Consider the following 24,240-nt stretch of genomic DNA (forward strand, 5'->3'; position numbering starts at 1 on the left):
GCACCATGACTGTCCTTGCGCACAGGGTAGATACGGTCACCCGCGACGCCCTGGCGGTTCTCCAGCCCGGCTTCGAGGGCACCACCGCCCCCGCCTGGCTGCTCCGCCAGGTCGGCCAGGGCCTCACCGCCGTCGGCCTCTTCGGCCGCAACATCGCCTCGGCCGAGCAGCTCGCCGCGCTCACCGCGCAGCTCCGTACCGAACGCGACGACGTCCTGGTCGCCATCGACGAGGAGGGCGGCGACGTCACCCGCCTGGAGGTCCGCGGCGGCTCGTCCTTCCCCGGCAACCTCGCCCTCGGTGCCGTCGACGACACCGACCTCACCCGGGACGTGGCCCGCGAGCTGGGCCGGCGCCTCGCCGAATGCGGGGTCAACCTCAACTGGGCCCCCTCCGCGGACGTCAACTCCAACCCGGACAACCCGGTCATCGGCGTACGGTCCTTCGGCGCCGACACCCACCTCGCCGCCCGGCACACCGCCGCCTACGTCGAGGGCCTCCAGGCCGCCGGCGTCGCCGCGTGCACCAAGCACTTCCCGGGCCACGGCGACACCAACGTCGACTCGCACCACGCGCTGCCCCGCATCGACGTGGACCTGGACACCCTCCAGGCCCGCGAGCTCGTCCCCTTCAAGGCGGCCATCGCGGCCGGCACCAAGGCCGTGATGAGCGCGCACATCCTCGTGCCCTCCCTCGACCCGACGCGCCCGGCCACCCTCAGCCCGCAGATCCTGACCGGTCTGCTGCGCAAGGAGCTCGGCTACGAGGGCCTGATCGTCACCGACGGCATGGAGATGAACGCCATCGCCGGGACGTACGGCATCGAGCGCGGCTCGGTCCTGGCCATCGCGGCCGGCGCCGACGCCATCTGCGTCGGCGGCGGTCTCGCCGACGAGGAGACCGTGCTCCGGCTGCGCGACGCGCTGGTCGCGGCCGTACGGGAGGGCGCGCTCCCGGAGGAGCGCCTCGCCGACGCGGCCGCCCGGGTCCGCGCACTCGCCGAGTGGACCAGCCGGGCCCGTCCGGACGCGCGGCCGGAGGGGAGCCGCGCGTCCGGCATCGGCCTGACCGCCGCCCGCCGTGCCGTCGCCGTCACCGGCTCGCCGCGGCCGCTCAACGCCCCGTACGTCGCCACTCTCGCGCCCGTCGCGAACATCGCGGTGGGGGACGAGACCCCGTGGGGCGTGGCGGCGGAACTGGCCTCGCTGCTCCCGGGCACGGAGGCCGGCGTCTACCCGGAGGGCGCCGCGGCCGCGGACATCCTGGCGGCGGCGGGCGACCGCACGGTCGTCGCGGTGGTCCGCGACGAGCACCGGCACCCGTGGATGACGGCGGCCGTCGACGCGCTGGTCGCGGCGCGGCCGGACACGGTGGTCGTCGAGATGGGCGTCCCGATGGCTGCGCCGCGGGGTTCGCTGTACATCGCCACGCACGGCGCGTCCCGCGTCTGCGGGCGGGCCGCCGCCGAGGTCATCGCCGGGGCGTAGCCCAGGGGTTGCCGCTGCGCGGGGCCTGTCCCCTACCCGCCCTTCCACCGTTCCCTGGGGCTCCACCCCAGACCCCGTACGTGCGCTTCGCGCCCGTGCCCTCAAACGCCGGGCAGGCTTATTAAGCCCCGCGCAGCGGCAGCCCGCACGCCCGAAGGGCCGGGCTCCCTCCACGGGAGTCCGGCCCTTCGGGACGTACCGGTACGGCTACAGGCCCTGCCAGGCCGGCTTGTTGGCGTACGTGTGGCGGAAGTAGTCCGCCAGCTTCAGCTTCGAGGCGGCCGCCTCGTCCACGACGACCGTGGCGTGCCGGTGCATCTGCAGCGCGGAGGCCGGGACCAGCGCGGACAGCGGGCCCTCGACCGTCTGCGCGACGGCCTCGGCCTTGCCCTCGCCGGTGGCCAGGAGCACCAGGTGGCGGGCGTCGAGGATGGTGCCGATGCCCTGCGTGATGACGTGGTGCGGCACCTGGTCTATGTCGTTGTCGAAGAAGCGCGCGTTGTCGACGCGGGTCTGCTCCGTCAGCGTCTTGATGCGGGTGCGGGAGGCCAGGGAGGAACACGGCTCGTTGAAGCCGATGTGCCCGTCCGTGCCGATGCCCAGCAGCTGGAGGTCGACGCCGCCGGCCTCGGCGAGCGCGCGGTCGTAGGCCTCGCACGCGCCGACGATGTCCTCGGCCGAGCCGTCGGGGCCCATGAAGGAGGCCTCGGACAGGCCGAGCGGCTCCACGACCTCGCGGAGCACCACGGCCCGGTAGGACTCGGGGTGTCCGGCCGGCAGGCCGACGTACTCGTCGAGCTGGCAGATGCGGGCCTTGGCGGCGTCGACCTCGCCCGCCTTCACCTTGGCGGCCAGGGCCTCGTAGATGGGCAGCGGGGTAGAGCCGGTCGCCACGCCGAGCAGGGCGTCGGGCTTGCGGCGGACCAGTGCGGCCATGGCCTCCGCGATGAGCTCGCCGCCTGCCTTGGCGTCCGGGACGATGACAACTTCCACGCGGGGCCTGCCGATCTGGAGAGGTGGTGTGGTATAGACCAATCTAGCAGAGGCGGGCCCTTCCGTGCCCGGCTTCGCGCCCCTTTCCATGGTGTTCCGGATCCCCGCGTCCGGCCTCCCAGGGCTCCGCGTCAGGCCAGCGCGAGCTGGAGGCCGCCCGTGGCGTCCAGGTGCTGGCCCGTCACCCAGCGGGAGTCCGGCGAGGCCAGGAAGGCCACCACGTCCGCGACCTCCTCCGGCGTGCCGATCCGGTGGAAGACCGAGCGGGAGGCCAGGTGGGCCCGGGTCGCGGGGTCCGCGAGGAGGGCCGCGTTCAGGTCGGTGTCGATGATCCCGGGGCCCACCGAGTTCACGGTGATCCCGCGCGGGGCGAGCGCGGCGGACAGGGAGCGGGTCAGTGCGTTCACCGCGCCCTTCGTCATGATCGTGGCCAGGATCGCGGGCAGGGCGAGCTCCGGGGTGCCGGTCACGTTGACGATCCTGCCCCCGTCGCGCAGTCGGGCCAGCCCCTGCTGGATCACGAAGAACGCGGCCTTGGCGTTGAGCGCGTGAACCCGGTCGTACGTCTCCTCGTCGGTGTCCTCGATCCCGGCGAAGGCCGCCCCTCCCGCATTGTTGACCAGGATGTCCACGTGCCCGGTGTGTGCGGGATGGGCCTCGTACGCCGCCCACAGGGCCCGCGCGTCGCCCGGAACCCCGAGCTCCGCCCCGAGCGCGAAGGCCCGCCCGCCGGCCGTCTCGATCGCGGCCACGGTCTCCTTCGCCGCCGCCTCGTTGCGGCCGTAGTGCACCGCGACCAGCGCCCCGTCCCGCGCCAGCCGCTCCGCGACGGCTCGTCCGATGCCCCGGCTGCCGCCCGTGACCAGTGCCGTCTTCCCCTTGAGCACGCCCATGACGCGCCCCCCTTCGCAATTCGCTAGTGGTCGCTACAGAAAGGGACCGTACCAGATTCCGTAACGCCCGCTATAGAATCTGCGCATGGTGACCGGACAGCGTGGCAGACCCCGCTCCTTCGACCGCGACGCCGCCCTGGACAAGGCCATGCGGGCCTTCTGGGAGCGCGGCTACGAGGCGACGTCCATCGCCGACCTGACCTCGACCCTGGGCATCAGCGCGCCCAGCCTCTACGCGGCCTTCGGCGACAAGCGCAAGCTCTTCGACGAGGTCGTGGTGGTCTACGGGGGCCGCTACGGGGACTTCGCGAGCGTGGCGCTGGCCGAGGAGCCCACCGCCGAGGCGGCCGTGCGGCGCGTCCTGCACGAGGCGGCCGAGATCTACACCGACCCCGCCCACCCGCCCGGCTGCATGGTGATCAGCGCAGCCGTCAACACCACCTCGGCGGAGGTGGCGGAGGCCCTGCGCGAGCGGCGCGCCGCGAGCCTCGCGATGTTCGAGAGCCGGATCCGGGCGGACATCGCCACCGGCGCGCTGCCCGCGGACACGGACGCGCGGGAGCTGGCACGGTACGCGGGAGCGGTGCTCCAGGGGATGTCCCAGCAGTCGCGGGACGGGGCCACGCGGGAGGAGCTGGAGGCGGTCGCGGCACGGGCGATGCTGGCCTGGCCCGCGTAGGTTCCGAGGATGCGTGCCGCGGGTGGATTCGGCGGGTGGATTCCGCGTGTGGATTCCTCTGGGCCACGGTGCCCGACGGGACCCTCGGCCCGTCCGGCACCGTAGCCCGGAGTACTTACGGCCGGCGGGTGTGCGGTTCCCGCGGCCGGTGGGAGGCGCCGGCGCAGTCAGGGCAGAGTGCGCGGCTTACCTCGATCCGTCCTCCTGTGCGGGGAGGGCGGAAGTATGAATCAATTGTGGACTAGACCATTCTGTTCTGTCCATCCAATGACAGGGCCCTGAATCCCGTCAGTTCATCCAACAGTACGCGGCCCGGGGGCCTCCTGGATACTCCTGCGTAATCCCGTGGGGAAAGTCATGACGCGTACCCGGGGTACGCTCGCCACGTGCCCTCCATGAACGACCTCGTACGCCAGCACACCGCTCTCAGTGAAACCGACCTGGAGTGGCTCCACCTGCTGGTCTCGGAGTGGCAGCTGCTCTCCGACCTGTCCTTCGCCGACCTCGTGCTGTGGGTGCCCACCCTCGACGGCACCCGGTACGTCTCGGTCGCGCAGATGCGCCCGAACACCGGCCCCACCTCGTACCAGGACGACATGGTCGGCCACCTGGTGCCCCGCGGCCGGCGCCCGCTGCTCGACGCCGCGCTCGACGAGGGCCGGATCGTGCGCGAAGGTGACCCTGAGTGGCGGGAGGAGGTGCCGGTCCGCGTCGAGTCGATCCCCGTCCGCCGCGAGGGCCGGGTCCTGGGCGTGATCGCCCGCAACACCAACCTGCTCACTGTGCGTACACCGAGCCGGCTGGAGCTGACCTACCTCCAGTCCGCCTCCGACCTGGCCCAGATGATCGCCGCGGGCTCCTTCCCGTTCCCCGGCCAGCAGGTCGACATGGACGCCTCCCCGCGCGTCGGCGACGGCCTGATCCGGCTCGACGCCGACGGCGTGGTCACCTACGCCTCCCCGAACGCGCTCTCCGCCTACCACCGGCTCGGCCTCGCCTCCGACCTGGTCGGCCAGCACCTCGGCGACACCACCACCGAACTCGCGCCCTCGCGCGGCCCGGTGGACGAGGCCCTGGTCAAGCTCGCCAGCGGCTGGGCCCCGAGGGAGACCGAGGTCGAGGGCAACGGCGGGGTCATCCAGCTGCGCGCCATCCCGCTGAAGCCGAAGGGGACCCGGATCGGCTCCCTGGTGCTCTGCCGCGACGTCACCGAACTGCGCCGTCGCGAACGCGAACTCATCACCAAGGACGCGACGATCCGGGAGATCCACCACCGGGTCAAGAACAACCTCCAGACGGTGGCCGCCCTGCTGCGGCTCCAGGCCCGCAGGATGGATTCGCCGCAGGGCCGCGAGGCACTGAACGAGGCCGTGCGCCGGGTCGGTTCGATCGCGATCGTGCACGAGACGCTGTCTCAGAACCTGGATGAGCGCGTCGAGTTCGACGAGATCGCCGACCGCGTGATCGCGATGGTCTCGGAGATCTCCCCGGGCAGGGTCGACTGCCGGCGCACCGGACGGTTCGGGATCCTGGACGCCGAGGTCGCCACCCCGCTGTCGATGGTGCTGACCGAGATCCTGCAGAACGCCCTGGAGCACGCCTTCACCCAGGGGGAGCGCGGCACCGTGGAGGTCTCCGCGATCCGCTCCGGCACCGGCCGCGCGGACGGGCGGCTGCTGATCACCGTGCTCGACGACGGCAGGGGACTGCCCGAGGGGTTCGACCCCCAGCGGGCCGGCAATCTCGGACTGCAGATCGTACGGACCCTCGTGGAGGGCGAGCTCGGCGGCACCTTCGACATGGTCCGGGCGGAGCCGCGCGGCACCAAGGTCGTCCTCGACATACCGTCGAGCCCGCAGAAGTAGCCCCGGCCGTACGGCCCGGCCTCACTCAGCGTGACGGCCCGGTGGCCGGACCGCACCCCGCACAGCACTGAGCCCCGGACCGAAGGTTCTCGGTCCGGGGCTCAAGAGCACGTTGCTGAGCGCTTATACGGTTACTACGCGCTGCGGCTCGAGGCTCGAAAGTCGATGTCAGGCGGTGGCGTTACGCGCCCGATTGCGAGCGGCGCGGCGCTTCATGGCGCGGCGCTCGTCCTCGCTGAGACCGCCCCAGACGCCGGAGTCCTGACCGGACTCGAGCGCCCACTGCAGGCACTGCTCCATGACGGGGCAGCGGCGGCAGACGGCCTTGGCTTCCTCGATCTGCAGCAGCGCAGGACCGGTGTTGCCGATGGGGAAGAACAGCTCGGGGTCTTCCTCACGACAAACGGCGTTGTGACGCCAGTCCATGGCTGCTACCTCTCTTGTGTGACATGCACGTTGCTTGTGAATGTGAACGCTTTCACGAATCCCCCCGTGAGGGAAGGGCCGACGCCCAGTTGCCCGGTGCGGGGTCCAAGATTCGTTGGGGGGTTCTGGCGATCTGAGTGGGTGCCGGGTTCTGCGGGCTGTCCCGATCGCCATGTAGAGATTCGCAAACCTCGGACGGGGATACAACCCCTTCCGGAAAGTTTTTTTTGATTCGTCGGTGTCTACTAGGTCACAGCCCTACATCGTGAGGGTGGACCAGCGTGTAAACGTTCGAGTGAAAGGACTTTGGGCTCTTCTACTCACACAATCACACGCAGTGCACGGCGAACGCCTGTGAACCGAACGCTGGTGCGCAGACCGAGGTGGTCGCCGTCCATCTGGAAGGGAAGTGGAACCTTCGAATGCAAGGTGAAGTCGGTCAGATCGTGCAGAGACACCGCGTGCTTGCCGTGCGGACCCCGCTCAGGAGTCGAGGTCAGGAGCTGTGTCGCGTACCGCGCGACCGCCGGAGTTGACAAACGGTCCAGTGCCAATACGTCAAGCGCAGTATCGAACGACGCCTCCGGGGAGGCGTACAGCGGACGATTGCCCAGGTATGTCCAGGGCGAGGTATTGCAGACTATCGACAGCACCAGGTCCGTCACCGGATCCGCTCCGGGGCGCTCCAGCGTCACCGTGCCGTGCCGGCGGTTCGGCTCCTCCCAGAACTGGCGCATGAGCTGTCGTACGTACAGGGCATGCGTCGAACGCTTGCCGCGTTCGCGCTGCTGTTCGACCCGCCCCACCACGCCCGCGTCGAAACCGAAGCCCGCGCAGAAGGTGAACCAGCGCGCCGGAACCGACTCGTCCTCCGTACCCGGGGTGCCGGCCGCCAGCCCCAGGCCCACCGTCCGCTCGCGCCGCTCCCGCAGCGCGTCCAGCAGGGCGCCGGTCGCCTCGACCGAGTCGTTGGGCAGTCCGAGCGCGCGGGCGAAGACATTGGTGGAGCCGCCGGGAACCACCGCCAGCCGGGGCAGCCGCTCCGGATCGGGCCCGTTGTGCAGCAGCCCGTTGACCACCTCGTTGACCGTGCCGTCACCGCCCAGGGCGACGACGAGATCCAGCCCCTCGTGCGCGGCCTTGCGGCCCAGGTCCCTGGCGTGCCCCCGGTACTCGGTGGTCACCGCCTCCAGCTTCATTTCGCTGGCCAGGGCGTGGGTCAGGACGTCGCGCGTGCGCGCACTGGTGGTCGTCGCTGCTGGGTTGGCCACGAGAAGTGCACGCATGAGCGCCAGACTACCCAGCCCGTCCATGAGCTTCGACCGCCGACCCTGCTGCCCGTCCCCACCCGGCCCGGGGCACGCGGCTACCCTGCTGGGGTGAGTAAGAAGCAGCCCCCGAATGCCGCCGCCCCCGCCGCCGCCGAGACCGCCGCGCTGCCCGGCCGGCTGACCGCCGCCGCCGCGCTCACCGCCCTGCAGGGCCTGGCGCTCGCCGGGCTCGGTGTCTACATGCTGTTCGTGGGCATCGCCGGCGACGCCGACTCCCCGCAGCAGGCCGAGACCGGCGGGGTCACCCTGCTCGCGCTCGCCGCGCTGCCGCTGATCGCGGCCCGCGGACTGCGCCTGGGCCGCCGCTGGAGCCGCGGCCCGGCACTGATCACCCAGCTGATGGCGCTGCCGGTCGCCTGGACCCTCTACACCACCGGCGGCGCGATGATCGCCGCCGCCGTGGCGCTGGCCGTGACCGCGGTGGCCGTCGTGGCACTCCTGGTGAACCCGACGGCGACCGAGGCGCTGGGAATCGGGCCCCGCGAAGAGGCCCGATAACCCGTCCTACTCCTCGACGAGGAGCTTCTCGCGCAGCTGGGCCAGGGTGCGGGCCAGCAGCCGGGAGACGTGCATCTGGGAGATGCCGACCTCCTGCGCGATCTGCGACTGGGTCATGTTGCCGAAGAACCGAAGCAGCAGGATCCGCTTCTCCCGCGGCGGCAGACCCTCCAGCAGCGGCTTGAGGGACTCGCGGTACTCGACGCCCTCCAGGGCCTCGTCCTCCGCGCCCAGGGTGTCCGCGACCGCCGGCGACTCGTCGTCGGTGTCCGGGACGTCCAGCGAGAGCGTGCTGTAGGCGTTGGCAGATTCCAGCCCCTCCAGCACCTCCTCCTCGGAGATCCCCAGCCGCTCGGCCAGTTCGTGCACCGTGGGGGAGCGGCCGTGCTGCTGGGACAGCTCCGCCGTCGCCGTGGTCAGCGAGAGCCGCAGCTCCTGAAGGCGCCGGGGCACCCGGACCGCCCAGCCCTTGTCACGGAAGTGGCGCTTGATCTCGCCGACCACCGTGGGCGTGGCGTACGTGGAGAACTCGACCCCGCGGTCCGGGTCGAACCGGTCCACCGACTTGATCAGGCCGATCGTCGCGACCTGCGTCAGGTCGTCGAGCGGCTCGCCGCGGTTGCGGAAGCGCCGTGCCAGGTGCTCGACCAGCGGCAGGTGCATCCGTACGAGACGGTTGCGCAGCTCCGCCCGCTCCGCCGAGCCCTCGGGCAGCGCCCGCAGCTCGATGAACAGGGCCCGCGCGCCGCTGCGGTCGCGCGGATCCGGCAGTGCCGCCGACACCGGGAACAGCGGCACCACGGGGATCGCCGGGATCACCGGGCCGTCGGAGTCATCGGAGACACCAGGCACCACCGGGGCCGCGGCAGCGGCCTCGGGTGGCTCTGATGGCTGGGATGGCTGTGCTTGTTCGTGCTGGTTCTCGCTCATAGGGCCCGCCCGTCGCTCCGCCGAGTCCAAAAAGCCGTCTTCCGCATCCGCGTCAGCCGGGTGCGGCCGGGCGTGCTGCTGCTCCGGGATGCCGCCGTCGACCTCGTGCCGTGCCCGGGGCCGATCCCCGCCCCGCACCGGGATCTCCCCGCCGCTCACGCCGGGCCTGGTCCCGCGCCGCGCTGTTTGTAGAGGCTGATGCTCACCGTCCGGTTCTCCTCGACCGTCGCCTCGACCTTGCCGGCCAGAGCCGACAGCACCGTCCACGCGAACGTATCGCGCTCCGGCGCGCGCCCGTCGGTGGTCGGCGCGGAAACCGTGACCTCCAGCGAATCCTCGATCAGACGGAAGACGCAGCTGAGGACGGAGCCCGGCACGGCCTGCTGGAGCAGGATCGCGCAGGCCTCGTCCACCGCGATGCGGAGGTCCTCGATCTCGTCGAGGGTGAAGTCCAAACGTGCGGCGAGGCCGGCCGTGGCCGTCCGCAGCACCGACAGGTAGGCACCCGCAGCGGGCAGCCGGACTTCCACGAAGTCCTGGGTCCCGGGCTCGCCTGCGATCTGGGACAACCCCTCACCTCCAAGGTGGTACGAGCTCTGTTCGCCGGTGACGCTATCGCGATCCGGGCGATCGTGTCGCGGCACCCCTCGTGGCGCCCGCTTGCGGGCACCCCTTCCCACGGCCAGTGACCGATGGTAAGCCCATCGGTACGCACAGTGGCTAGGGGTCTGCGGGCCCAAATCAGGGGAACCGGCGGAGGGTTGACCTACCCCGCCTCAGACGATCGAACCGTCGACAAAACACCAGCGCCAGATCTCGCCCGGCTCGAAGCTCCGCATGATCGGATGGCCGGTCGCCGCGTGGTGCGCCGTGGCGTGCCGATAGGGCGAGGAGTCACAGCAGGCGACGTACCCGCACCCCAGGCACATCCGCAGCTGCACGGGATGGCTGCCGAGCTCCAGACATTCGACGCAGGTCTGGGCAGACGGGACCGGCTCGGGGCGCGGCAGTTCGGCAACGTGGGTGCACTCGCTCATGATGGCCAGCGTACGACCAGGGTGCGGGCGCGCGACGGATGAGGATGGATCATCGATGGAGGTATTGCCGCTGGTGGCGCTGGTCGCCGGGAGCGCGGCCGTCGCGGGGCTGGCCCGCCGGACCCCGGTGCCCGCGCCGCTGTTGCTGGTCGCCGCCGGGCTGCTCGCCGCGTACGTCCCGGGCGTGCCGCCGTACGTCCTCGACCCGCACATCGTGCTGCCGCTGCTGCTCCCGCCGCTGCTGCACACGGCCGCCGTGGACAGCTCGTACCTGGACCTGCGCGCGAACATCAGGCCCATCGCGCTGCTGTCCGTCGGGTACGTGCTCTTCGCGACGCTCGCCGTGGGGTACGCGGCGTACCTGCTGGTGCCGGGCCTGTCGGCGCCGGTGGCGCTGGTGCTGGGCGCGGTGATCGCGCCGCCCGACGCGGTGGCCGCGACCGCGATCGCCCGCAAGCTCGGGCTGCCGAACCGGATGACGACCATCCTGCAGGGCGAGTCCCTGGTGAACGACGCCACCGCGATCACCGCCTACAAGGTGGCGCTGGCGGCGGCGGTCGGCGTGAGCGCAGGCTGGGCGGGCGGGATCGCGGAGTTCCTGCTGGCCTCGGTGGGCGGGGTCGGCGTGGGCCTGCTGCTCATGGTGCCGATCCACCAGCTGCGCAAGCGGCTCAAGGAGCCGCTGCTCCAGAACACGCTCTCGCTGCTGATCCCCTTCGTCGCGTACGCGGCGGCCGAGCGGGTGCACGCCTCGGGCGTGCTGGCGGTGGTCGTGGTCGCCCTGTACATCGGGCACCGGAACTGGCAGGTCGACTTCGCCACCCGGCTCCAGGAGGAGGCCGTGTGGAAGGTGGTCGCCTTCGTCCTGGAGTCGGTGGTCTTCGCGCTGATCGGACTCCAGCTGCCGGTCGTCCTGAGGGGGCTGGGGGAGTACGAGGGCGCGGCCGTGGCCGGGTACGCGGTCGTGGTGTTCCTCGCGGTGGTGGTGGCCCGGTACCTGTGGGTGTTCCCGGCGACCTTCGTGCCGCGCTGGGTGTCGGAGCGGATCCGCACGCGGGAGGCGGACACCGACTGGAGGGCGCCGGTGATCGTGGGGTGGGCCGGGATGCGCGGGGTGGTCTCGCTGGCCATCGCCTTCTCCGTGCCGATCTCGGTGCCGCACCGGAACCTGATCCTCTTCCTGACCTTCACGACGGTCATCGGGACGCTGGTGGTGCAGGGGCTGACGCTGCCGCCGCTGATCCGGATGCTGAAGCTGCCGCCGCGGGACCTGCAGGCCGAGACGCTGGCGGAGGCGCAGGCGCAGAGCGAGGCCTCGCGGGCGGCGGAGGACCGGCTGGCGGAGCTGCTGGAGGAACCGGAGAACAGCACGCTGCCGCCGCCGCTGGCGGACCGGCTGCGGACGGTGCTGGAGCGGCGGCGCAACGCGGTGTGGGAGCGGTTGGGCGAGGTCAACCCGCTGACGGGGGAGTCGGCGGACGACATCTACCGGAGGCTGGCGCGGGAGATGATCGAGGCGGAGCGGGAGGTCTTCGTGGCGTTGCGGGACAGGCGCCGCATCGACGACGAAATGCTGCGGGGGCTGCTGCGCAGGCTGGACCTGGAGGAGGCGGCGGCGTACCGCGAGGAGTCGGCCTGACCCCTGCGGGGGCTCGGCAGGTCTGGGGCCGGTCCCGCTCCAGGCAGCGGCCTGCCGGCCGCCCCGGGGCTCCGCCCCGGACCCCGCGCCTCAAACGCCGGCGGGGCTGGGTGTGCCGCCGCCGTCCCGTGGGGGCCGGGGGTGGGGACGGGGTGGGGTGTCGGCCGGGACGGGCTTCGATGTTCGGCGCCCGTTCGGGGGTTGTTCTGTCGGGCGGTGGTGTGCGCCGAATTCATCTCGTTTTAGTCCCGGCCGACACCCCACCCCGTCCCCACCCCCGGCCGGGCACACATCCGGCAAGACGGCTACGGGCGGCCCGTGATGACGGCCGTCAGGGTGGTGCCCGGCGGGAAGGTTCCGGATTCGGTGAGGGCGGTCAGGGCGAACAGGAGCTTCGCCACGTAGACCCGTTCCACCGGGAGGCCGTGGCGGGACTCGAAGTCGGCCGCGAAGGAGTCCAGTTCGGCCGGGACGCGGGCGTAGCCGCCGTGGTGGAAGTCCTCGGCCAGGGTCCAGTCGCCCGCCGGGCCGCCGAAGGCCTGGTGCTGGAGGGAACGTATCTCCGCCGCCAGGAAGCCGCCCGCCACCACCGGGACGCCCAGCGCCCGCTGGCCCGGGGCGAGTCCCGCCGCCAGGCCCGCCAGGGTGCCGCCGGTCCCGCAGGCCACCGCCGCCACATCGGTGAGGCCGCGCAGCTCGCGGCCCAGTTCCTCGCAGCCCGCCAGGGCCAGGGCGTTGCTGCCGCCCTCCGGGACGACGTACGCGCCTCGCGCACCGGCCTCGGCCGCCAGCCGGGCCTGGAACCCGGGCTCCGCCTTGCGGCGGTAGTCGGCGCGGGAGACGAAGTGCAGCCGCATGCCGTCCGCCGCGCACCGGGCCAGGGAGTCGTTGAGGGGCCGCCCGGCCAGCTCGTCGCCGCGCACGATGCCGACCGTCCGCAGGCCGAGCAGCCGCCCGGCCGCCGCGGTGGCCCGCAGGTGGTTGGAGTACGCGCCGCCGAAGGTGACCAGCGTGTCGTGCCCCTGCGCGAGCGCCGCCCGCAGGTTCGGCGCGAGCTTGCGCCACTTGTTCCCCGGAATCACCGGGTGCACCAGATCGTCCCGCTTCAGCAGCAGCCGTACGCCGTGCCGCGCGAACCGTGCGTCGTGGGTCTCCTGGAGAGGGGAGGGCGGGCGCCGTTCGAGGAGGTCGGCGGGGTTCACGGGGCGGGTCACCCACCCATTGTGGCCGTCCCGTGCCGCCGGGCACGGCGCGGTGCTACCTTCGGCGCCATGTCCATGGCCAAGGCTGAGATCGACCGGGTGACCGCCGAGTTCTTCGGCGCCTTCGACAACCGCGGGGGCGGGGCCGCCGACGTGGCCCGGATCCGCCGGCTGGTCCTTCCGGGTGGCGTGATCGTCAAGACCGGGCCGGAGCTCGCCGTCTACAGCGTGGAGGAGTTCGTCGAACCCCGGGAGCGGCTGCTCGGCGGCGGGCGGCTGGTGGAGTTCTCCGAGTGGGAGACCTCCGAGCGGACCGAGATCGAGGGGGACATCGCCTCGCGGTTCGGGGGGTACGCGAAGGCCGGGATCCTGGACGGGGAGCCGTTCGAGGGGGTCGGGACGAAGACCATCCAGTTCGTCCGGACCCCTGAGGGATGGCGGATCTCCGCCTTCGCCTGGTACGACCGGCCCTGACGCCTCCTACTTCAGGTGTTCGGCGACGCGGTCGCGGAACCAGTCCATCGTGAAGCCCTTGGGGTCGATCTTGCCCGGCTGCCACTCCAGGTGGCCGATCACCGAGCGCGAGGTCCAGCCGTGGACCCGGCACACCGCGGCCGCCGCGCGGGCCATGGCGTCCAGTTGGACCGGCGGCCAGGGGTCCTCGCCGTCGCCGAGGTTCTCGCACTCGAAGCCGTAGAAGTGGGTGTTCCCGTCCGCGTCCCGCTCGTTGTCCGGCGGCAGCCGCTTCTCCGCGATCACCGCCGCCAGGACGTCGGAGTCGCCCGAGCCCGCGTGGTTGGCGCGGCCGTAGCCGACCAGGTGGACGCGGCCGTCCTTCGTGATCACCCCGTGGCAGCGGGGGCCGGGGAGGTCGGCGTCGCCCTCGCGGCAGAGGTTGACGGTGAAGGACGTGCCGTGGCTGACGGTGTGGTGGATCACCACGCCGTGCACCGGCCCCCAGGGGCCCTTGTGGTTGCGGTTGTGGGTGCGCCAGGCGCCGACCTCGACGACGGTCAGGCCCTCGGCGCGCAGGGCGGTGATGAAGCGTTCTGCGGGCATGGGTGCGGACATGGTGCCGCCTCCTCTGTGCGTTCACGGTGCGTATGCGGTTCGCTACGTTCCGGTGTAGTGGAGGCGGGCCTTCCGTCGCTAGGGCGTGTTCTGGCCAGGGTTCTGGCCGGCGGTCACGCCGAAGCCGGCCACAGGTCGGGGCCGAAGACCTCGTAGTGGATGTCCGCGGCCGGCACGCCCTTGGCCGGCAGCTGCTCGCGCACCGCCCGCATGAAGGGGAGCGGCCCGCACAGGTAGGCCCGGGTGCCGGGCGCGATCGGGACGGCCGTCAGGTCGATCCGGCCTTCGCCGTCGCCCGGCTCGGCATCGGCCTCGTACCAGAAGCGGGCCGAGGCGTCGGTCAGCTTGAGCGTCAGCGCCCGGTGGTCGCCGCGCAGCGGGTGGTCGGCGGGGGAGCGGTCGGCGTGCAGGACGGTGACCGGGGCGGTGTGCCCGGTGTGGCGAGGTGCTCCAGCATCGAGAGCATCGGGGTGCAGCCGATGCCCGCCGAGGCGAGCAGGACGGGCGCGGCGGAGTCCCGCAGGACCAGGTCGCCGTACGGGGTCGAGACGCGCAGGGTGTCACCGACCTGGACGCGGGCGTGCAGGTGGTGGGAGACCTCGCCGTCGGGGCCGGCGGCGGCCGGGCCGCGGACCCGCTTGACGGTGATCGCGCGGAACGGGGAGCCGGGGGAGGTGGAGAGGCTGTACTGGCGGATCTGGCGGGCGCCGTCCGGGAGTTCGACCTGGACGGAGACGTACTGGCCGGGCTTGAAGGAGGGGGCCGGGGCGCCGTCCGCCGGGGTGAGGCGGAAGGTGGTGCAGTCCGCGGTCTCCTCGACCCGGCCGGTGACCGTCCAGGTCCGCCAGACGTCGCCCGCGAGGACCTGCTGCTCGGCGTAGAGGCGCTCCTCGATGGCGATCAGGGCGTTGGCCATCAGCCAGTAGACCTCGTCCCAGGCCTCGGCGACCTCGGGGGTGACGGCCTCGCCGAGGATCTCGGCGATCGCCTCGAAGAGGTGCTCGCGGACGACCGGGTACTGCTCGCGGGTCACGCCGAGCGAGGCGTGCTTGTGGGCGATGCGGTTCAGCATCACGTCGGGCCGGGTGTCCGGGTGGTCGACGAGGTGGGTCGCGAAGGCCGCTATGGAGCCGGCGAGGGCCTGCTTCTGGAGGCCGGCGTTCTGGTTGCCGCGGTGCGGACTTGTGTTCGATCTCCCCGTCGGCTTCAGCCTAGGCAGGTCGGAGGGCGGTGCGAATCGGCCATCCGGCCCGGGCGGTCAGGGCCTTTCGGCCCCGCCCGGCGACCCGCCCGAGATGCCCAGGAGCAGCGGTCCTGTCGGGGCTGCCACCAGGTCGTTCACCGTCAGCGGGTCGAGCGCGGCGAAGAACGCCTCCTGGGCCCGGCGCAGCGCGCCCCGCAGGACGCAGGCGCTCCGCAGCGGGCAGGGAGCGCTGCCCTCGCAGTCCACGACGTCGCCCGCGCCCTCCAGTTCGCGCACCACCCCGCCCACCGAGGCCGCCCGGCCGGCGGAGGTCAGGGCGAGCCCGCCGCCGCGGCCGCGCCGCGCCTCGACCAGGCCGAGATGCTGCAGCTTGGCGACCACTTTGGCCGTGTGGGTGTACGGAACCTGCATCGTCGCCGCCACGTCGCGCGTGGTCGGGAGGTCCGCCTGCTCGACGGCCAGGCGCATCAGGACGCGCAGGGCCAGGTCGGTGAATCGGGTCAGGCGCATGCGTTCACCGTAGAAAACTTGCATCCGCGTTGCAAATTAAAGGCCCGCGAGCGGTGTGCTGGCCGAAAGTGGTGGGTCCGGAGGGGCCTGTGGGGGGCGAGTTGAACCCCAGAGAGTGCCCCGCACCCGGACGGAGTAGTCCCACCCTTTTGTGTAATGGTCCCACCACGTTCCGTACTGGAAGGCTGCATCCCGCAGATCCATGGAGTGATCGAAAGGGAAAGACATGTCGGTCCAGGCAGGTTCCGAATCCGAGGCCCAGACACAGCAGCGCAGTCTGGGGACATCGGCCGCGCGGAACTTGGCAACCACGACCAAGTCCGCGCCGCAGATGCAGGAAATCACCTCGCGGTGGCTCCTGAAGATGCTCCCGTGGGTCTCGGTGCAGGGCGGCACCTACCGCGTCAACCGCCGGCTGAGCTACTCGGTCGGCAACGGCATCGTCGAATTCATCAAGACCGGGACCCAGGTCCAGGTGATCCCCGCCGAGCTCGGTGAGCTCCCGCTGCTGCGCGACTACGAGGACCTCGACGTCCTCGGCGAACTCGCCCAGCGGTGCCGCCAGATCGACTTCGAGCCCGGCCAGGAGCTCACCTCCTTCGGCAGCGCCTCCGACCAGGTGTTCCTCCTCGCCCACGGCCGCATCGACCAGATCGGCCCCGGCCCCTACGGCGAGGACGCCGTCCTGCGGACCGTCGCCGACGGCGCCTTCTTCGGCGAGGACTCCCTCGTCGACGAGGAGGCGATCTGGGAGTACACCGCCCGCGCCGCCACCGCGGGCACCGCGCTCGTCCTGACCCGCCAGGACTTCCAGCTGCTCGCCGACCGGGTCGACTCGCTGCGCGCGCACGTCGATTCCGTACGGTCCCTGCCCGAGCAGCGGACCAACAAGTACGGCGAGGCCGCCATCGAGCTCTCCGCCGGCCACCAGGGCGAGGCCGTGCTCCCCGGCACCTTCGTGGACTACGAGGCCCGCCCGCGCGAGTACGAACTCTCCATTGCACAAACGGTCCTGCGCGTGCACACCCGCGTCGCCGACCTGTACAACCAGCCGATGAACCAGACCGAGCAGCAGTTGCGGCTCACGGTCGAGGCGCTGCGCGAGCGCCAGGAGCACGAGATGCTCAACAACCACGACTTCGGCCTGCTCCACAACGCCGACTACGACCAGCGCATCCAGCCCCACGACGGCGCGCCCAGCCCCGACGACATGGACCAGCTGCTCAGCATGCGCCGCGGCTCCAAGCTCTTCCTCGCCCACCCCAAGGCGATCGCCGCCTTCGGCCGCGAGTGCAACAAGCGCGGGCTGTACCCGGAGTCCATCGACATCGACGGCCACCGGGTGCCGTCCTGGCGCGGGGTGCCGATCTTCCCGTCCAACAAGATCCCGATCAGCGACGCCCGCACCACGTCCATCCTGTGCATGCGCACGGGCGAGGACGAGCAGGGCGTGATCGGCCTGCACCAGCCGGGCATCCCCGACGAGATCGAGCCGAGCCTGTCGGTCCGCTTCATGGGGATCAGCGAGCAGGCGATCATCTCCTACCTGGTCACCGCCTACTTCTCCACCGCCGTGCTGGTGCCGGACGCGCTCGGCGTGCTGGAGAACGTGGAGATCGGCCGTTGGCGCTGAACGCCGTCGCGACGGGCGAGGGCCAGGAGGCCGCGGCCCTCCTGGAACGGACAAGAGAAACGGTCAACCCGGAACTCCGCCGGACGGTCGAGAGCCTGCCCGGCGCGATGCGGCGCGTCGCGCTGTACCACTTCGGCTGGGAGCGGGCCGACGGCACCCCGGCCGCGGGCAACGCCGGGAAGGCCATCCGGCCGGCCCTGGTGCTCGCGGCGGCCCAAGCCATGCAGGGGCCGGGCGGGGAGCCGGACGAGGCGGTACGCGCGGCGGTGGCCGTGGAGCTGGCGCACAACTTCACGCTGCTGCACGACGACGTCATCGACAAGGACGTCCGCCGGCGCGGCCGGGCCACCGCCTGGACGGTCTTCGGGATACCGGACGCGATCATCACGGGCGACGCCATGATGGCGCTCGCGCTGGGACTGCTCGCCGAGGATCCGCACCCGGCCTCGGCGCCCGCCTCGGCCCGCCTCTCGGCCTGCGTCATCGAGCTGTGCGCGGGCCAGCAGGCGGACTGCGCCTTCGAACAGCGCCCGGACGTCTCGCTGGACGAGTGCCTGACCATGGCGACGGCCAAGACCGGGGCCCTCCTGGGCTGCGCGTGCGCCCTGGGCGCGCTGTACGCGGGGGCCGGGCCGGACGAGGTCGACGCCATGGACGCCTTCGGCCGGGAGGCCGGACTGGCCTTCCAGCTCATCGACGACCTGATCGGCATCTGGGGGGATCCGGGGCACACCGGCAAACCCGCGGGAGCCGATCTGATCGCCCGCAAGAAGTCCCTGCCGGTCGTGGCCGCCCTCACCTCGGGCACCACGGCGGGGGAGGAGCTGGCCGCCCTGTACACGGGTCCCATGACCGCAGACGGCGACGTGCGGCGGGCGGCCGAGGCGGTGGAGCGGGCCGGCGGGCGCGACTGGGCGCAGGGGCACGCCGCGGACCGGATGGGCCGGGCGGTGCAGCAGCTGTCCCGTGCGGTTCCGGACCTCGGGGCGGCGGGCGGGCTGCTGGCGCTCGCGGAGTTCGTGACGCGCCGTACGAGGTGACCCCGCGGCGGTGGTGCCGTGCAAGGCCTGTTCCGGCATCGCATGTGCCGGAACGGGCCTTTCCGCCTTTGTGGGCCAACTCTAGGATCGCTCAAGGTCGTTGACGATTGAGCGAAAGGTGTGACCGGTGGCGCTGGAGATACGTCAGGCGGAACAGTCGGACCGGGACGCGGTGGCCCGCCTCCTCGACGAGGCCTTCCGCACCGACCCGGTGAGCAGCTGGGTCTTCCCCGACCCGGAACACCGGGCCGCGGTGCACGGCAGGTTCCTGGGCGTCTTCGTGGACGTGGCGCTGGCCGAGGGTCGGATCGACTACGCGGTGGACGGCTCGGCGGCCGCGCTGTGGCTGCGGATCCCGGCCGGGGAGCCCGAGGGTGAGGATGACGTCCCGGCGAGGATGCGGGCCGTCGCCGACCCGGACAACGAGCGCTGCGAGCTGGTCGGCCGGCTGACGGGCGAGGTCCACCCGACGGCGGAGGAGCACGAGTACCTGCTGATGATCGCGGTCGCCCCGGGCCGGCAGGGCCAGGGGCTGGGCACCGAGCTGATGCGCCCGGTGCTGGAGCGCTGCGACCGCGAGGGCCTGCCGGCGTACCTGGAGGCCAGCAGCGAGCGCAGCAAGGGGCTGTACGAGCGGCTCGGCTGGGAGTTCACGGGGGAGGCGGTGCGGCTGCCGGAGGGTCCGCTGATGTGGCCGATGTGGCGCAAGCCGCGGGGGTAGTTGCCGAACCGGTCGCCGAATCGGTCGCCGAATCGGTCGCCGAACCGGTTTGCCCGAGCCCACGCCGAAGCCTCTTGCCAAACCACTTCATCCGCAGTACTTTATGTGACGTGCCCCGGTGCGGTGGCACGGTCGAACGGAAGAGAATCGCTTGCGCAAGCTCACGTACTTCATCGCCACGTCGGTCGACGGCTTCATCGGGGCCCCGGACGGCGACGGCGAGTTCTTCTACAGCTACCTCGACGCCGAATTCGTCGAGCTCCTCAAGGCCGAGTACCCGGAGACGGTGTCCGCCGCGGGCCGCGCCCAGCTCGGCATCGCCGACGCGGAGCCCAAGCGCTTCGACGCGGTGCTCATGGGGCGGGCGACGTACGAGCCGGGCCTCAAGCACGGCATGATCAGCCCCTACGGCCACATGCGCCAGCAGTACGTCGTCTCGCGCTCCCTCGCCACCCCGCCGGACCCGCAGGTGCAGCTGATCAGTGGGGACGTCGTGGCCCGGGTCCGCGAGCTCAAGGCCGAGGAAGGCCTCGACATCTGGCTGTGCGGCGGCGCCGACCTGGCCCGGCAGTTGATCGACGAGATCGACGAGTTCATCGTCAAGACGTACCCGGTCTTCGTGGGCACCGGCATGCCGATGTCGCGCGCCGGTTTCGGGGTGCGCCCCCTGGAGCTCACCGGGTTCAAGGCCCTCGGCGGCGGCCAGACCGTCACCACGTACGCCGTCAAGCGCTGACCCGCCCGCCCCGTCGGACGTCACGACGCGCGGAACCGGCCTACCGTGGAGGTATGGCCGGTGAACAGCGGGAAGAACACGCGCACGGGACGGTCGCCCCGCGGGCCGGGCACGCACAGCAGACGTGCCCGGCCTGTGGGAGCCCCGTCGACACGGTGGTCAGACGGCGCAAGTCCCTGGGGATCTTCATCCCGGAGTGGGTTCCGGGTCCGTGTCGGAACCCGGAGTGTCCGGAGTACGTCCCCCCGGAGGGTTAGCCGGGATCAGCCCTTCGTCCCCATCCCGGAGGCGACGAGGCCGTTGGCCCACAGCTGGTTCACGCGCGCCCGCTCGGCGGAGTTCGGGTTGGCGTTCTGGCACGAGGTGCCCGGGCCGCCGCCCGACATCAACTCGCTGCACGGGCCCGAGTAGTGGTCCGGCAGCCCGAGCACGTGGCCCGTCTCGTGCGCCGTCACCCGGGTGGAGTTGTACTGCTGGTTCTGCCGGTAGTCGAGGAAGATGTAGCCCCGGCCGTGGCCGTCCGTGCTCGCGTACGAACCGCGCGAGTCGTTGCCCTCGTAGTACGAGAAGTTGCCGCCGGAGGAGACCTCCTGCAGCTTGACGTTGGACACCGAGCTGTTCCAGATCTGCGTGGAACGCGATATCTGACTGCGGAAGCTCGGCGCGTTGCGGGTGTTGTAGGTGACGGTCACGGCCAGGACGCCCGGGTTCGCGGCGCGCTGCTCGGCGACCGAGCGCTGCACGGCCTCGAAGAACGCCTGGTTGGCGGCCTGGTTCTCCTGGGAGCGCTCGTACGCGGCGTAGCTCGCGGCATTGCCGGCCGGGGCGGAGGCGGCGCTGGCGGTGGGGACGACGCCGAGGGCGGCGGCCAGGCCGAGGCCGATCGTGGTGGCCAGAACGGCCTTACGGGAGTGGCGCATGTGGGGGAGCTCCTACTCGTCCGGTGCGGTGGGGGGTGGTGGTTCGGTACCGGAGTCTGAGGGAGCGGAAGTGCCCGGCGGATGATGTCACTGGCCGATAGCGCGGGCCTATCGGGAAGATTTCGACAGATCAACTGATGTGAGAATGGCGGGATTCGGGGGGCTATCGGTGGCTGGTGCGGTCAGCCGGGCGCGGCCTACTCTCAGGGCATGGAGCTTGAGGTCAGGCACCTGCGCGCCCTGTGCGCCATCGCCGACGCCGGGAGTCTGCACAAAGCGGCCCGGCAACTCGGCGTGAGCCAGCCCTCCTTGACGACACAGCTGCGCCGGATCGAACGGGCCCTGGACGGCGAGCTGTTCCTGCGCGAACGCACCGGCTGCAGGCCCACCCCCTTCGGCCGTACCGTACTGGGCCGGGCCCGGCCGCTGCTCGCCGAGATGGCCGCGCTGGTGGCCGAGGCGCGGGCATTGGCCAACGGGCCGCGGCTGAGAATCGGCTCCACGGCCAGCCGGGCCCTGCCGGGCTGGTTGCGGCGGCTGCACCGGCGGCTGCCGGACACGGAGACCTCGCTGGTGGTGGACGTCTCCGCCAACGCGCTGCTGCGGATGGTGGATTCGGGGCAGCTGGACGTGGCGTTCGTCCACGAGGTGGAGGGCAGCCCGCTACGGGTGCCCGCGGGGCTCCAGCTGCACGTGCTGATGGAGCGGGAGCCGCAGTTCGTGTCGATGTCCCGGGACCATCCGGCCGCGGGCCAGTCCGTCGTCTCCTTACGGGACCTGGCCGCCGACCGGTGGATGGTGGACCCCTCGGTCGACGGTGAATGGGACGGCCTGCGGCGGGTCTTCGCCGGGGCCGGGCTGGACCCGCCGGTGCTGCACGCCGACTACCACACGGCGACCTCGCTGATCGTCTCCGGCGAGGCGGTCGCCCCCTGCCAGCCGACCTCCGGGCCGCGGGACGACATGGCGATCCGGCCGCTGTCGGGGGACCCGCTCGCCGTACGCCTCCTGCTGGCGACCCGCCCCGGCGCCCACGCGGAGGTCTACGCGGACCTCCGCGCCGCCTATCGCGAGGCGGCCCTGCGGACGCCGCCGTACCGGGCGTGGCTGCACCACCACGCGAGCCCGTTGCTGGCCGCCTGACCCTGCGCCGTGCCCCCGCCGTCCGCGGCGCGGCGCCGCTGCCGGGGCTCCGCCCCGGACCCCACCGGGCTCCGCCCGGACCCGCGCCTCAAACGCCGGCGAGGCTTGATTTGCCTCCGGCGGCGCCTCAAACGCCGGCGGGGCTGGAGGTTGCCGCCGGGGCTGCCATTGCCCTGCGGGTAATCCAGCCGCGCCCGGCGGGCGGCGGCAGCCAAATTCAGCCCCGCCGGCGTTTGAGGCGTGGGGTCTGGGGCGGAGCCCCAGGTCTTGAACAGGTCCGGCCAGCGCCAGCGGACGCGCTTGACTTCACTCGACCGCGATATATCGTGTTACTCAGAAGACGCGATATGTTGCGTGCGTCGTCGAGCCCCGTCCGTGAACGCACGAGGAGGATCAGCCCCATGGCAGAGCAGTCGTCACCGTCGACGTGGCACATCGCCGAACCGCAGAAGCTCGCCTTCGAGGAGCCGGTGACCGAGCTCCACGTCCGTCTCGTCGGCGGCACGGTCAACGTCGTCGCCGCAGAGGAGGGCCCGGCCCGCCTGGAGGTCACCGAGGTCGACGGACCGCCCCTGTACGTGGTGCAGGAGGGCGGCACCCTCACCGTCTCCTACGAGGACCTGCCCTGGAACGGCGCCCAGGGCTTCAAGGAGTGGTTCGCGGCCAAGCCGTGGAAGGCCTGGTCCGGCTCCGCCTCCGGCCGCAAGGCCTGGGAGCGCAGCGCCGCCGTGACCCTCACCGTCCCCGCCGCCACCCGGGTCCAGCTGGCCGCGGTCGACGCCGTCTCCTTCGTCTCCGGCATCGCCGGCGGCACCGACGTCAACGGGGTCTCCGGCGACGCCACGCTGGTCGGCCTCTCCGGCCGGGTCAAGGCGCACACCGTCTCCGGCAGCGTCGAGGCCCAGTCCGTCACCGGCGACCTCGGCTTCCACTCGGTGTCCGGCGGTCTGACGGTGGTCGACGGCGCGGGCGTGAGCGTACGGGCCGACTCGGTCAGCGGCGACATGCTCATCGACCTGGACCTCGACCCGGCCGCCCCGCGCCCCGTGGACATCGCGCTGAACTCCGTCTCCGGCCAGGTCGCCATCCGGCTCCCGCACCCCGCCGACGCCCGCGTGGAGGCCAACACCGCCACCGGCGGCGTCTCCAACGCCTTCGAGGACCTGCGGGTCTCCGGCCAGATGGGCGCCAAGAGGATCACCGGAACCCTCGGATCCGGTACGGGCACCCTGCGGGCCACCACGGTCTCCGGCTCGATCGCGCTGCTGCGCCGCCCGCAGGCCGACGCCGACACGCCCGCCGCCGCCCCCCTCGCGCTCGACAAGAAGGTGCTCTGACATGCCGCCCGTCTTCGCCCACGGCCGCCTCCGCCTCTACCTCCTGAAGCTGCTGGACGAGGCCCCGCGCCACGGGTACGAGGTGATCCGCCTGCTGGAGGAGCGCTTCCAGGGCCTGTACGCGCCCTCCGCGGGCACCGTGTACCCGCGCCTGGCCAAGCTGGAGGCCGAGGGCCTGGTCACGTACGCCACCGAGGGCGGGCGCAAGGTGTACTCCATCACCGAGGCGGGCCGGGCCGAACTGGCCGACCGCAGCGGCGAACTCGCCGACCTGGAGCTGGAGATCCGCGACTCGGTCACCGAGCTCGCGGCCGAGATCCGCGACGACGTGCGGGGCGCGGCGGGCGATCTGCGGCGCGAGATGCGGGCGGCCGCGTCCGCGTCGGCGACCCGGGTCGACGACGAGTCCTGGAAGACGATCAAGGAGGAGATGAGCAAGGCCCGGCAGGAGTGGAAGGAACAGGCGCGCCGGGCGAAGGACGAGAGCCGCCGGGCCCGCGAGGAGGCGCAGGCGGCCCGCCGCCAGGCCAAGGAGGCCCAGGAGCGGGCGCGCGAGGAGGTCCAGCGGATCGCGGGCCAGCTGCAGGAGCAGTTCGCCAAGTCGGGCGGCGTCCTGGGCAGCCTGGCGGGAGCGTGGCTGGGCGGCGCCCCGTCTGCCGCCACGGCCACCGCTCCGCCGGCGGACACCGACTGGGCCGATGACCTGAAGCCCACCGGGGACCCGGCCCGCGACCTGGACCGGATGCTGGACCGCTTCCGCGACGACATCCGCGACGCGGCCCGCGACCACGGCGTCTCGGCGGCCCAGCTGGCCGAGGCCCGAGTCCACCTCGCCGCGGCCGCCGCCCGCCTGACGGGCACGCTCCACGGGCCGAACTGAACCGCCGGGCCCGCCAGGACCTCGGAGACGACGCTGGGGCGGGGGAGCAGGGCCGCCTCCCGCCC

General features: G+C 72.2%; 24 protein-coding genes and 1 pseudogene. 13 read left to right on the top strand and 12 right to left on the bottom strand.

Translation table 11 applies throughout. The annotated features are described in order from the left end of the window. Nucleotides 1-5: 5 nt before the first annotated feature. A complete protein-coding gene (locus ACFWBN_RS06345) occupies nt 6-1,487 on the top strand; it encodes a glycoside hydrolase family 3 protein (RefSeq protein WP_385171403.1) in 1,482 nt (493 codons plus the stop codon). A gap of 207 nt (nt 1,488-1,694) precedes the next feature. Here the strand turns inward: ACFWBN_RS06345 and nagB are convergent, their stop codons facing one another. Next, nucleotides 1,695-2,480 carry a glucosamine-6-phosphate deaminase gene (gene nagB, locus ACFWBN_RS06350; RefSeq protein ID WP_385171406.1) on the bottom strand — a complete coding sequence of 262 codons (786 nt, stop codon included), beginning with the start codon at nt 2,478-2,480 and terminating at the stop codon, nt 1,695-1,697. A gap of 131 nt (nt 2,481-2,611) precedes the next feature. Continuing rightward, nucleotides 2,612-3,373: an SDR family oxidoreductase gene (locus ACFWBN_RS06355; RefSeq protein ID WP_385171409.1), complete on the bottom strand. Its 762-nt coding sequence runs from the start codon at nt 3,371-3,373 to the stop codon at nt 2,612-2,614. 85 nt (nt 3,374-3,458) lie between these two features. Here ACFWBN_RS06355 and ACFWBN_RS06360 point away from each other — a divergent pair, with 85 nt between their 5' ends. Further along, nucleotides 3,459-4,052, top strand: coding sequence for a TetR/AcrR family transcriptional regulator (locus ACFWBN_RS06360; RefSeq protein WP_385171412.1), 594 nt, complete (start codon nt 3,459-3,461; stop codon nt 4,050-4,052). Nucleotides 4,053-4,447: 395 nt separating this feature from the next. Then, nucleotides 4,448-5,917, top strand: coding sequence for a sensor histidine kinase (locus ACFWBN_RS06365; protein WP_385171865.1), 1,470 nt, complete (start codon nt 4,448-4,450; stop codon nt 5,915-5,917). Nucleotides 5,918-6,085: 168 nt separating this feature from the next. Here the strand turns inward: ACFWBN_RS06365 and ACFWBN_RS06370 are convergent, their stop codons facing one another. Next, complete coding sequence (locus tag ACFWBN_RS06370) at nt 6,086-6,343, bottom strand: WhiB family transcriptional regulator (protein WP_004937597.1); 258 nt, start codon at nt 6,341-6,343, stop codon at nt 6,086-6,088. A gap of 320 nt (nt 6,344-6,663) precedes the next feature. Further along, nucleotides 6,664-7,629: a diacylglycerol/lipid kinase family protein gene (locus ACFWBN_RS06375; protein ID WP_385171417.1), complete on the bottom strand. Its 966-nt coding sequence runs from the start codon at nt 7,627-7,629 to the stop codon at nt 6,664-6,666. Between the two features lie 93 nt (nt 7,630-7,722). Here ACFWBN_RS06375 and ACFWBN_RS06380 point away from each other — a divergent pair, with 93 nt between their 5' ends. After that, the gene (locus ACFWBN_RS06380) at nt 7,723-8,172 is read left to right on the top strand and encodes a hypothetical protein (protein WP_385171420.1); all 450 of its coding nucleotides are present in this window, start codon (nt 7,723-7,725) and stop codon (nt 8,170-8,172) included. 6 nt (nt 8,173-8,178) lie between these two features. Here ACFWBN_RS06380 and ACFWBN_RS06385 read toward each other — a convergent pair whose 3' ends face one another. The 3 genes from ACFWBN_RS06385 to ACFWBN_RS06395 form a co-directional block, all read right to left on the bottom strand. Beyond that, nucleotides 8,179-9,261 (bottom strand): RNA polymerase sigma factor SigF, encoded by a 1,083-nt coding sequence (locus ACFWBN_RS06385; RefSeq protein WP_385171423.1) that lies wholly within the window; start codon nt 9,259-9,261, stop codon nt 8,179-8,181. Next, nucleotides 9,258-9,671 carry an anti-sigma regulatory factor gene (locus tag ACFWBN_RS06390; protein WP_215015185.1) on the bottom strand — a complete coding sequence of 138 codons (414 nt, stop codon included), beginning with the start codon at nt 9,669-9,671 and terminating at the stop codon, nt 9,258-9,260. Before ACFWBN_RS06390 ends, ACFWBN_RS06385 begins: the two co-directional genes overlap by 4 nt. 207 nt (nt 9,672-9,878) lie before the next feature. After that, nucleotides 9,879-10,139, bottom strand: coding sequence for a UBP-type zinc finger domain-containing protein (locus ACFWBN_RS06395; protein WP_385171427.1), 261 nt, complete (start codon nt 10,137-10,139; stop codon nt 9,879-9,881). Between the two features lie 55 nt (nt 10,140-10,194). Here ACFWBN_RS06395 and ACFWBN_RS06400 point away from each other — a divergent pair, with 55 nt between their 5' ends. Continuing rightward, a complete protein-coding gene (locus ACFWBN_RS06400; RefSeq protein WP_385171430.1) occupies nt 10,195-11,778 on the top strand; it encodes a Na+/H+ antiporter in 1,584 nt (527 codons plus the stop codon). Nucleotides 11,779-12,083: 305 nt separating this feature from the next. Here ACFWBN_RS06400 and ACFWBN_RS06405 read toward each other — a convergent pair whose 3' ends face one another. Continuing rightward, nucleotides 12,084-12,992, bottom strand: a complete 909-nt coding sequence (locus tag ACFWBN_RS06405) for a 1-aminocyclopropane-1-carboxylate deaminase/D-cysteine desulfhydrase (protein ID WP_385171433.1) — start codon at nt 12,990-12,992, stop codon at nt 12,084-12,086. 63 nt (nt 12,993-13,055) lie between these two features. On the opposite strand from ACFWBN_RS06405, the gene ACFWBN_RS06410 reads away from it, so the two are divergent. Then, nucleotides 13,056-13,454, top strand: coding sequence for a DUF4440 domain-containing protein (locus ACFWBN_RS06410; RefSeq protein WP_385171868.1), 399 nt, complete (start codon nt 13,056-13,058; stop codon nt 13,452-13,454). Nucleotides 13,455-13,460: 6 nt separating this feature from the next. Here the strand turns inward: ACFWBN_RS06410 and ACFWBN_RS06415 are convergent, their stop codons facing one another. The 3 genes and pseudogenes from ACFWBN_RS06415 to ACFWBN_RS06425 all read right to left on the bottom strand — a co-directional run bounded on the left by ACFWBN_RS06415 (nt 13,461) and on the right by ACFWBN_RS06425 (nt 15,765). After that, nucleotides 13,461-14,051, bottom strand: a complete 591-nt coding sequence (locus tag ACFWBN_RS06415; protein WP_385171436.1) for an N-acetylmuramoyl-L-alanine amidase — start codon at nt 14,049-14,051, stop codon at nt 13,461-13,463. Nucleotides 14,052-14,164: 113 nt separating this feature from the next. Continuing rightward, nucleotides 14,165-15,228 (bottom strand): annotated as a pseudogene (locus tag ACFWBN_RS06420) (globin domain-containing protein); the annotation flags it as partial. Between the two features lie 81 nt (nt 15,229-15,309). Beyond that, nucleotides 15,310-15,765: an RrF2 family transcriptional regulator gene (locus ACFWBN_RS06425; RefSeq protein WP_385171440.1), complete on the bottom strand. Its 456-nt coding sequence runs from the start codon at nt 15,763-15,765 to the stop codon at nt 15,310-15,312. A gap of 226 nt (nt 15,766-15,991) precedes the next feature. Here ACFWBN_RS06425 and ACFWBN_RS06430 point away from each other — a divergent pair, with 226 nt between their 5' ends. The 4 genes from ACFWBN_RS06430 to ACFWBN_RS06445 all read left to right on the top strand — a co-directional run bounded on the left by ACFWBN_RS06430 (nt 15,992) and on the right by ACFWBN_RS06445 (nt 19,895). Further along, nucleotides 15,992-17,398: a family 2B encapsulin nanocompartment shell protein gene (locus ACFWBN_RS06430; RefSeq protein WP_385171443.1), complete on the top strand. Its 1,407-nt coding sequence runs from the start codon at nt 15,992-15,994 to the stop codon at nt 17,396-17,398. Next, nucleotides 17,389-18,438 carry a family 2 encapsulin nanocompartment cargo protein polyprenyl transferase gene (locus ACFWBN_RS06435; protein WP_385171446.1) on the top strand — a complete coding sequence of 350 codons (1,050 nt, stop codon included), beginning with the start codon at nt 17,389-17,391 and terminating at the stop codon, nt 18,436-18,438. Before ACFWBN_RS06430 ends, ACFWBN_RS06435 begins: the two co-directional genes overlap by 10 nt. A 127-nt stretch (nt 18,439-18,565) precedes the next feature. Next, nucleotides 18,566-19,159: a GNAT family N-acetyltransferase gene (locus ACFWBN_RS06440; protein ID WP_385171449.1), complete on the top strand. Its 594-nt coding sequence runs from the start codon at nt 18,566-18,568 to the stop codon at nt 19,157-19,159. A 151-nt stretch (nt 19,160-19,310) separates the two neighbouring features. Then, nucleotides 19,311-19,895, top strand: coding sequence for a dihydrofolate reductase family protein (locus tag ACFWBN_RS06445; RefSeq protein ID WP_385171452.1), 585 nt, complete (start codon nt 19,311-19,313; stop codon nt 19,893-19,895). A 263-nt stretch (nt 19,896-20,158) separates the two neighbouring features. Here ACFWBN_RS06445 and snpA read toward each other — a convergent pair whose 3' ends face one another. Then, entirely contained in the window at nt 20,159-20,815 is a 657-nt protein-coding gene (snpA, locus tag ACFWBN_RS06450; protein ID WP_385171454.1) for a snapalysin, read from the bottom strand. A gap of 210 nt (nt 20,816-21,025) precedes the next feature. Between snpA and ACFWBN_RS06455 the strand changes: the two genes are divergently transcribed. The 3 genes from ACFWBN_RS06455 to ACFWBN_RS06465 all read left to right on the top strand — a co-directional run bounded on the left by ACFWBN_RS06455 (nt 21,026) and on the right by ACFWBN_RS06465 (nt 24,175). After that, complete coding sequence (locus ACFWBN_RS06455; protein WP_385171457.1) at nt 21,026-21,958, top strand: LysR family transcriptional regulator; 933 nt, start codon at nt 21,026-21,028, stop codon at nt 21,956-21,958. A 401-nt stretch (nt 21,959-22,359) separates the two neighbouring features. Next, the gene (locus ACFWBN_RS06460; protein WP_385171459.1) at nt 22,360-23,295 is read left to right on the top strand and encodes a DUF4097 domain-containing protein; all 936 of its coding nucleotides are present in this window, start codon (nt 22,360-22,362) and stop codon (nt 23,293-23,295) included. Nucleotide 23,296: 1 nt separating this feature from the next. Then, a complete protein-coding gene (locus ACFWBN_RS06465; RefSeq protein ID WP_385171462.1) occupies nt 23,297-24,175 on the top strand; it encodes a helix-turn-helix transcriptional regulator in 879 nt (292 codons plus the stop codon). The last annotated feature ends 65 nt before the right edge of the window (nt 24,176-24,240 follow it).

Origin of the sequence: Streptomyces sp. NPDC059989, assembly GCF_042736975.1 — a bacterium.
In the GTDB taxonomy this organism is placed as follows: Bacteria; Actinomycetota; Actinomycetes; order Streptomycetales; family Streptomycetaceae; genus Streptomyces.

What these genes read in the sequence shown, in the direction of transcription:
- ACFWBN_RS06370 (WP_004937597.1), bottom strand. Translation starts at nt 6,343, where the DNA reads ATGGACTGGCGTCACAACGCCGTTTGTCGTGAGGAAGACCCCGAGCTG.
- ACFWBN_RS06365 (WP_385171865.1), top strand. Translation starts at nt 4,448, where the DNA reads ATGAACGACCTCGTACGCCAGCACACCGCTCTCAGTGAAACCGACCTG.
- ACFWBN_RS06425 (WP_385171440.1), bottom strand. Translation starts at nt 15,765, where the DNA reads ATGCGCCTGACCCGATTCACCGACCTGGCCCTGCGCGTCCTGATGCGC.
- ACFWBN_RS06355 (WP_385171409.1), bottom strand. Translation starts at nt 3,373, where the DNA reads ATGGGCGTGCTCAAGGGGAAGACGGCACTGGTCACGGGCGGCAGCCGG.
- ACFWBN_RS06465 (WP_385171462.1), top strand. Translation starts at nt 23,297, where the DNA reads ATGCCGCCCGTCTTCGCCCACGGCCGCCTCCGCCTCTACCTCCTGAAG.
- ACFWBN_RS06455 (WP_385171457.1), top strand. Translation starts at nt 21,026, where the DNA reads ATGGAGCTTGAGGTCAGGCACCTGCGCGCCCTGTGCGCCATCGCCGAC.
- ACFWBN_RS06400 (WP_385171430.1), top strand. Translation starts at nt 10,195, where the DNA reads ATGGAGGTATTGCCGCTGGTGGCGCTGGTCGCCGGGAGCGCGGCCGTC.
- ACFWBN_RS06430 (WP_385171443.1), top strand. Translation starts at nt 15,992, where the DNA reads ATGTCGGTCCAGGCAGGTTCCGAATCCGAGGCCCAGACACAGCAGCGC.
- ACFWBN_RS06395 (WP_385171427.1), bottom strand. Translation starts at nt 10,139, where the DNA reads ATGAGCGAGTGCACCCACGTTGCCGAACTGCCGCGCCCCGAGCCGGTC.
- ACFWBN_RS06460 (WP_385171459.1), top strand. Translation starts at nt 22,360, where the DNA reads ATGGCAGAGCAGTCGTCACCGTCGACGTGGCACATCGCCGAACCGCAG.
- ACFWBN_RS06410 (WP_385171868.1), top strand. Translation starts at nt 13,056, where the DNA reads ATGGCCAAGGCTGAGATCGACCGGGTGACCGCCGAGTTCTTCGGCGCC.
- snpA (WP_385171454.1), bottom strand. Translation starts at nt 20,815, where the DNA reads ATGCGCCACTCCCGTAAGGCCGTTCTGGCCACCACGATCGGCCTCGGC.
- ACFWBN_RS06360 (WP_385171412.1), top strand. Translation starts at nt 3,459, where the DNA reads ATGGTGACCGGACAGCGTGGCAGACCCCGCTCCTTCGACCGCGACGCC.
- ACFWBN_RS06375 (WP_385171417.1), bottom strand. Translation starts at nt 7,629, where the DNA reads ATGCGTGCACTTCTCGTGGCCAACCCAGCAGCGACGACCACCAGTGCG.
- ACFWBN_RS06415 (WP_385171436.1), bottom strand. Translation starts at nt 14,051, where the DNA reads ATGTCCGCACCCATGCCCGCAGAACGCTTCATCACCGCCCTGCGCGCC.
- ACFWBN_RS06345 (WP_385171403.1), top strand. Translation starts at nt 6, where the DNA reads ATGACTGTCCTTGCGCACAGGGTAGATACGGTCACCCGCGACGCCCTG.